Here is a 6216-nt window from a genome sequence, read left to right as displayed (position 1 = left end):
ACCTGCTGTCCATCGAGGGCCTGCCGCGCGACATCGTCACGCACATCCTCGACACAGCGGCCAACTTCGTCTCGGTGAACGATCGCGAGGTCAAGAAGGTGCCGCTCTTGCGCGGCAAGAGCGTGTTCAACCTGTTCTTCGAGAACAGCACACGCACGCGCACCACCTTCGAGATCGCGGCCAAGCGCCTGTCGGCCGACGTGATCAACCTCGACATCGCACGCAGCTCTGCGAGCAAGGGCGAGTCGCTGCTCGACACCATCGCCAACCTCTCGGCCATGGCGGCCGATTTGTTCGTGGTGCGGCACAGCGAATCGGGCGCGCCTTACCTGATCGCCCAGCATGTGGCGCCCCATGTGCACGTGATCAATGCGGGCGACGGCCGGCATGCCCACCCCACGCAGGGGCTCTTGGACATGTACACCATCCGCCACTACAAGAAGGATTTCAGCAACCTCACCGTGGCCATCGTGGGCGACGTGCTGCACTCGCGCGTGGCGCGCTCCGACATCCACGGCCTGACCACCCTGGGCTGCCCCGAGGTGCGCGTGGTGGGACCACGCACGCTGGTGCCAGCGGACATGGCGCAGATGGGCGTGCGTGTGTGCCACACGCTCGAAGAGGGCATCAAGGACGCGGACGTGGTCATCACGCTGCGCCTGCAGAACGAGCGCATGAGCGGCGCGCTGCTGCCGTCGAGCCAGGAGTATTTCAAGAGCTTCGGCCTCACGCAGGAAAAGCTGCAACTGGCCAAGCCCGACGCCATCGTGATGCACCCCGGCCCCATCAACCGGGGTGTGGAGATCGACTCCGCCGTGGTCGATGGCAAGCAGAGCGTGATCCTGCCGCAGGTGACGTTTGGCATCGCCGTGCGCATGGCAGTCATGTCCATCGTCGCTGGCAATGAAGCTTGATTGCTATTATTTTAATAGCTGTTTGCGCTTGTTGAATAAGCGCTAGCGGCCAATTTGGCTTGAAACCATGAAGATACTCATCCAGAACGGCCGTGTCATCGACCCCGCTTCGGGCCTTGACCAGACCTGCGACATCGCCATCGCTGCGGGCCGCATTGTCGGCGTCAACCGCGTGCCGCCCGACTTCGCGCCCAAGCGTGTGGTGGACGCCGCTGGCTGCATCGTGCTGCCGGGCCTGGTGGACTTGGCCGCGCGCCTGCGCGAGCCCGGCCATGAACACGAGGGCATGCTCGAATCCGAAATGGCCGCCGCCGTGGCCGGAGGCGTGACCAGCCTGGTCTGCCCGCCCGACACCGACCCCGTGCTCGACGAGCCCGGCCTGGTGGAGATGCTCAAGTTCCGTGCCGAAAAACTGCACCAGTCGCGTCTGTTTCCGCTGGGTGCGCTCACCCGTGGCCTGGCGGGCGAGGTGCTGACCGAGATGGCCGAGCTGACCGAATCGGGCTGCGTGGGTTTTGGCCAGGCCGAGGTGCCGCTGGCCAGCACCCAGGTGCTGCAGCGCGCGCTGCAGTACGCCGCCACCTTTGGCTACACCGTGTGGCTGCGCCCGCAGGAGATGTACCTGGGCAAAGGCGTGGCGGCCAGTGGCGCGCTGGCCACGCGGCTGGGCCTGTCGGGCGTGCCCGTGGCGGCCGAGACCATTGCGCTGCACACCATCTTCGAGCTGCTCAAGACCACCGGCGCGCGTGTGCACCTGTGCCGCATCAGCAGCGCTGCGGGCATCGAGCTGGTGCGCCGGGCCAAGGCTGACGGCCTCAAGGTGACCTGCGACATCAGCATCAACACGCTGCACCTGACCGAAAACGACATCGGCTTCTTCGACAGCCGCGCGCGCCTGACGCCGCCGCTGCGCCAGCAGCGCGACCGCGATGCCCTGAGCGCGGCGCTGCTGGATGGCACCGTCGATGCATTGGTGTCCGACCACACGCCCGTCGATGAAGACGCCAAGACCTTGCCTTTTGCCGAGGCCGAGCCCGGCGCCACCGGACTGGAGCTGCTGCTCTCGCTGGCGCTCAAGTGGTCGCAGGACAGCGGCGTGCCGCTCGTGCGTGCGCTGGCCGTGGTGACGAACGAGCCCGCACGGGTGCTGGGCAACGCCCTGGGCACCTTGCAGGCCAGTGTGGGCCAGATCGTGGAAGGTGGCGTGGGCGACCTGTGCATTTTTGACCCCGAGGCCGCCTGGACGGTGCGGGACGATGCGCTCGCCAGCCAGGGCAAGCACACACCGTTCTCGGGCTACGAGCTGCCGGGCCAGGTGCGCATGACGTTGGTTGGCGGCCAGGTCGCTTTTGACCGAGGCTGAGGTGGTGCGACGCGGCGAGGCCCTGCGGTGAAGTCTTTGCGTGCCTGCTGGCGCCTGCTGCGCATGCTGGCCCACATCGCCAAGGGGCTGTGGATTGTGGCGCTGCGTTTTCCGGCGCTGGTACCGGACCAGCAGCATGCGCGCGTGCAGGCATGGTCCATGGAGCTGCTGGCGCACGCGGGCATCAGCCTGCGCGTCCTGGGCCAGCCGCCTGTGGCCGGGCCGGTGATGCTGGTGGCCAACCACATCTCGTGGCTCGACATTCCGGTGATGCACGCGGCACGCCACTGCCGTTTTGTCTCCAAATCCGACGTGCAGGGCTGGCCGCTGATCGGCACGCTGGCCACCGCCGCAGGCACGCTCTACATCGAGCGCAGCTCGCGCCGCGATGCGCTGCGCATGGTGCGGTCCATGCAAGAGGCGCTGGAGCGCAACGAGGTGCTGGCCGTGTTCCCTGAAGGCACCACGGGCGATGGGCGCGAGATGCTGCCCTTTCACGCCAACCTGCTGCAGGCCGCCGTGGCCGCACAGGCGCCGGTGCAGCCCGTGGGCCTGCGCTTTGCCGACAAGGCCACGGGTGCCACCAGTTTTGCGCCCAGCTACATCGGCGACGAAACCCTGGTCGGCTCGATCTGGCGCACGCTGTGCGCGCCGCCCATCGAAGCCGTGGTGCACTACGGCACGCCTGAATTGGCTGGCGAGCGCGACCGTCGTATCTGGACCCAGCACCTGCGCGATACCGTCGATCAGTTGCGCCAGGGCTGATGAGCGCCCGGCGGCACGGGTGCTTGCGGGCGTCGCCTGGGGTGGTTTTGTCATCCAAAAACGTGCATATTCCACGTTTTCGAAGCGCGGGGAGCGGCTTCAGAAGCGAAGCCAACGCCATCGCCCGTATCGTCCGCTTCTTTCTGCCTGCCCCTTCGAGCAGGCGCTTCGCACACTGCCGGGAGGGCACCATGGACCTGATTGAGCGCGTTAAGAACATCCTTTTGCAACCCAAGGAGGCCTGGGCCGCCATCGACACTGAAACCACCGACGTGGCGACCCTGTTCACCCGCTACGCCCTGATCCTGGCCGCCATTCCGGCCGTCTGCGGGTTCATTGGCATGTCGCTGATCGGCTTTGGTGGCTTTGGCTTCACCGTTCGCCTGCCCTTCGTCTCCGGGTTGGTGAGTATGGTGGTGTCGTATGCGCTGAGCCTGGCGATGTTGTTTGTGCTCGGGCTCATCATCGACGCGCTGGCCCCCATGTTCGGTGGCAAGAAGAACCCCATTCAGGCGCTGAAGGTGGCGGTGTATGCCAGCACCGCCGCCATGCTGGGCGGCATCTTCAACATGCTGCCCCCGCTGGCCCTGCTGGGCATGGTGGCCGCGCTGTACTCCATTTACCTGCTCTACCTCGGTCTGCCCGTGCTGATGAAGAGCGCCCCTGAGAAGTCGGTGGTTTACACGGTGGTGGTCATCGTCGCGGCCATTGTGATGAGCGTGTTGATTGCCACCCTCAGCTCGCTGGTGGTGCCCCATGGCGGTGCGATGCTTGGCGGCGCAGATGTACCTGCCATCACCATGAACACGCCGAACGGCAAGGTGACCATCGACACCGCTCGCCTCGAGGAGGCGGGCAAGCAGGTGGAAGAAGCCGCGCGCCAGGTGGAAGAGGCAAAAAAAAGCCAGGACCCCGCTGCCATTGCCGCTGCCACCAGCAACGCGGCCAAGGCGGCGGCAGGCATGTTCGGCGGCGGTCAGGCCGTTGCGGCGCAGTCGCTCAAGGCCGCGTTGCCCGAAACCCTGGCAGGCATGCCGCGCACGGGTTTTGACGTGCAGGACGGCGCCGCCCTGGGCCTGCCCACCAGCCAGGCCAGTGCGCAGTACAGCCGCGATGACAAGATGGTGCGCCTGGAGATCGTGGACATTGGGGGCCTGGGGAAAATGGCGATGATGGGCATGGTCCAGGGCGAAAAGGAAGACCAGGCCAGCGCAGAAAAGACCTGGCAAGAAGGCGGCAGAACCCTGCATACGCGCTACGAAAAAGACGGCAGCCATGCAGAGTTCAAAACCATTTTGAAGAATGGCCTGGTGGTCAGCATCGAGGGCGACAACGTGGACATCAAGGCCTTGCAGGGCTTGATGTCGCAGGTGGACCTCAATGGCTTGGAGGGCCTGCAGCGCAAGGGCAAGTCCTGATCGGTCTGGTACTCACTCCGATGGAAAAGGCCGGCAGACGCGGGCCTTTTTCATTTTGAAGGGCCGGGGGATTGTGCGGCTGGCGCTAGACTGCGCCGAGACGCCCTTCAGGGCGCGCACATTCCACTTTGACTCCATGCACCCTCAGTCGTTGTACCAACGCGCCCTGGGCCCTGCCTACCAGCGGCTGGCGCCCGCGTTAGCGCGGTTTCATGCCCTGTCAGGCCCGCAGCGCCTACAGGGCCACGTGCAGGTGCATGCGCCTGCCACCTGGCTGGCGCGCGGCCTGGCCCTGGCGCTGGGCGCGCCCCAGCGCGCGGTGCAGGGGGCGATCACTTTTGAGCTGGATGCACGCCCGGACGCCGAGGTGTGGACCCGCCGCTTTCCTGCGCAGACCATGCAGTCCACCCTGCGTGAGGTGGCTGGTCAGGTGGTGGAGCACCTGGGCGCGGCGCGGTTGACCTTTGTATTGAACGAATCCGAGGGGCGGCTGGTGATGCGGCTGCAGCGGTTGCATTTCTGCGGCATTCCTTGCCCCGCGTGGCTGCGCCCAGAGGTGGTGGCCGAGGAGACCGGGGTGGGCGATGCCCTGCATTTCAATGTGCAGGCCACTGTGCCGGGCGTGGGGCGTGTCGTCAGCTACCAGGGGCACCTGGTGGTTCCGCCGGGGGCATCCGCATGATCGTGGTGTTTGACGGCCAGTGCCTGCTGTGCAACGGCTGGGTGCAGTTTCTGCTGCGGCATGACCACGCGCGGCGCATCCGGTTTGCATCCATCCAGAGCACTGCCGGGCAGCAACTGCTGGCGCAGGCGGGGCTCCAGGTAGAGGGTCTGCAGACCCTGCTGGTCATCGACGGTAGCCATCGCTGGCAACACACCGCGGCCATCTTGCGGGTGCTGCATGTGCTGGGTTGGCCCTGGCGGCTGGCGTGGGTGGGCTGGCTGGTGCCAGCGCCGCTGCGTGATGCCTTGTACCGCTGGGTGGCGCGCCACCGTTACCGGATCTGGGGCCGGTCAGACACTTGTATGCTGCCTTCCGCAGAGACGGCAGAGCGTTTTCTGGATGTGTTGCCGCCAGGGAGAATATTTCAAAAATGATAGCTGCTAGCGCTTGATGAATAAGCGCTAGGGTCTGTTTTTTTCAAATCCTGGCGCCATCTTCGCGTGGGAAGGTCACCACATGGTCCACCTGCGCACGGATGCCGATCCACTCGCCCAGCGCGTGGTTGTGGTGGCTGGGCACATGGGCCATCACGGTGTGGCCGCTGGGCAGGCGCAGGGTGTACAAAAACTCCGAGCCCCGGAACGACTTGCGCACGATTTGCGCCTGCACTGTGGCCGCGTCGTCGTGCACGATGTCGTCGGCGCGCAGCAGCACATCACATTCGCCGCCAGGGTAGCTGCTGGGCAGGGGGCATTCGTCCAGGTCGGTCAGCGCGCCCAGCGGTGTTTGTGCCACCACGTTGTTGCCGCGCTGCTCCAGCGTGGCGGGGGTGAACACGCCGTGCCCGATGAAGTCGGCCACGAAGCGTGTGGCGGGGCGGTGGTAGAGCGTGTAGGCATCGTCCCACTGGTGCAGATGGCCTTCGTTCATCACGCCGATCACGTCGCCAATCGCAAAAGCCTCGAACTGGTCGTGCGTCACAAACAAGGCCGTGGCGCCCGCTGCCTTGAGGATGCCGCGCACCTCGTGCGCCAGGCGCTCGCGCAGGTCCACGTCGAGGTTGGAAAACGGCTCGTCCAGCAGCATGAGCTG

7 protein-coding genes are annotated in these 6216 nt (G+C 65.8%); 6 read left to right on the top strand and 1 reads right to left on the bottom strand.

From position 1 onward, the window contains the following. The first annotated feature begins 2 nt into the window (after positions 1-2). The 6 genes from Q0105_RS18310 (at position 3) to Q0105_RS18285 (ending at position 5558) form a co-directional block, all read left to right on the top strand. The gene (locus Q0105_RS18310; RefSeq protein ID WP_298213737.1) at positions 3-914 is read left to right on the top strand and encodes an aspartate carbamoyltransferase catalytic subunit; all 912 of its coding nucleotides are present in this window, start codon (positions 3-5) and stop codon (positions 912-914) included. Between the two features lie 67 nt (positions 915-981). After that, positions 982-2277, top strand: a complete 1296-nt coding sequence (locus Q0105_RS18305; RefSeq protein WP_298213735.1) for a dihydroorotase — start codon at positions 982-984, stop codon at positions 2275-2277. Positions 2278-2304: 27 nt separating this feature from the next. Further along, complete coding sequence (locus Q0105_RS18300) at positions 2305-3042, top strand: lysophospholipid acyltransferase family protein (protein ID WP_298213733.1); 738 nt, start codon at positions 2305-2307, stop codon at positions 3040-3042. Between the two features lie 191 nt (positions 3043-3233). After that, a complete protein-coding gene (locus tag Q0105_RS18295) occupies positions 3234-4460 on the top strand; it encodes a Yip1 family protein (RefSeq protein ID WP_298213731.1) in 1227 nt (408 codons plus the stop codon). Between the two features lie 136 nt (positions 4461-4596). Continuing rightward, positions 4597-5142, top strand: coding sequence for a DUF4166 domain-containing protein (locus Q0105_RS18290; RefSeq protein WP_298213729.1), 546 nt, complete (start codon positions 4597-4599; stop codon positions 5140-5142). Continuing rightward, positions 5139-5558 carry a thiol-disulfide oxidoreductase DCC family protein gene (locus tag Q0105_RS18285; protein ID WP_298213727.1) on the top strand — a complete coding sequence of 140 codons (420 nt, stop codon included), beginning with the start codon at positions 5139-5141 and terminating at the stop codon, positions 5556-5558. Before Q0105_RS18290 ends, Q0105_RS18285 begins: the two co-directional genes overlap by 4 nt. 43 nt (positions 5559-5601) lie before the next feature. On the opposite strand, the gene Q0105_RS18280 is transcribed toward Q0105_RS18285, so the two are convergent. Next, positions 5602-6216 (bottom strand): TOBE domain-containing protein (locus Q0105_RS18280; protein ID WP_298213725.1); only part of this gene is annotated, 615 nt, incomplete at its 5' end.

This window comes from Acidovorax sp. (assembly GCF_027492855.1).
In the GTDB taxonomy this organism is placed as follows: domain Bacteria; phylum Pseudomonadota; class Gammaproteobacteria; order Burkholderiales; family Burkholderiaceae_C; genus Acidovorax.
This window is presented reverse-complemented; position numbering and strand designations above follow the sequence as displayed.